This window comes from Streptomyces sp. NPDC059668, from assembly GCF_042734135.1.
In the GTDB taxonomy this organism is placed as follows: domain Bacteria; phylum Actinomycetota; class Actinomycetes; order Streptomycetales; family Streptomycetaceae; genus Streptomyces.
Window position 1 is genome coordinate 1 of sequence record NZ_JBHWEL010000089.1, and the last position, 492, is coordinate 492.

At 72.6% G+C, this 492-nt stretch carries 1 protein-coding gene; it reads left to right on the plus strand.

The genetic code is table 11. The annotated features are described in order from the left end of the window. Positions 1-166: 166 nt before the first annotated feature. Positions 167-379 carry a hypothetical protein gene (locus ACFV2J_RS37245; protein ID WP_385097134.1) on the plus strand — a complete coding sequence of 71 codons (213 nt, stop codon included), beginning with the start codon at positions 167-169 and terminating at the stop codon, positions 377-379. Positions 380-492 lie beyond the last annotated feature (113 nt).

The window sequence follows — 492 nt, forward strand, 5'->3', positions numbered from 1 at the left end:
AGCGTGCTCCGTCGGCCCCCGCCCCGCGCCGGCGCGCGGGGTGCGGCGGGCGCCGCCCCCCCCCCCCCCGCGGTCGGTCCCGCAGGAGATCGACCTGCGGGGGGTGACTTCCGAGTCAGCGACCTGCTTCCGGGCCGCAAACACCTACACCTATGAAGGGTACTCAATGAACATCAGCCAGCTCGAGGCCGAGACCGCGGAACTGCTGCCCGGACGCGAGGCTCTGGCCCGCTTCTCGTTCAACCTCACCAGGATGACCTCCGTCTCGAAGAAGGTGGCCAACCTGGAGGCCCACAACGAGTCGGCGGCCGTGAACCAGTTCTCGCCGCTCGCCGTCGCGCAGTCCCAGGCTTCGCAGGCCATCAGCGTCCACCAGTAGCACGCTGACGTTGGGGGGGGGGGGTGGGCCCGCCCCCCCCCCCCCACCCCCCCCCCCCCCCCCCGCTAGAGGGGGAACTCGCCGATTCGGGCGCCGTGGGGCTCCACCTCTCA

Bases quoted from the DNA above. Each gene is read 5' to 3' on its own strand.
- ACFV2J_RS37245 (WP_385097134.1), top strand. From the start codon at position 167: ATGAACATCAGCCAGCTCGAGGCCGAGACCGCGGAACTGCTGCCCGGA.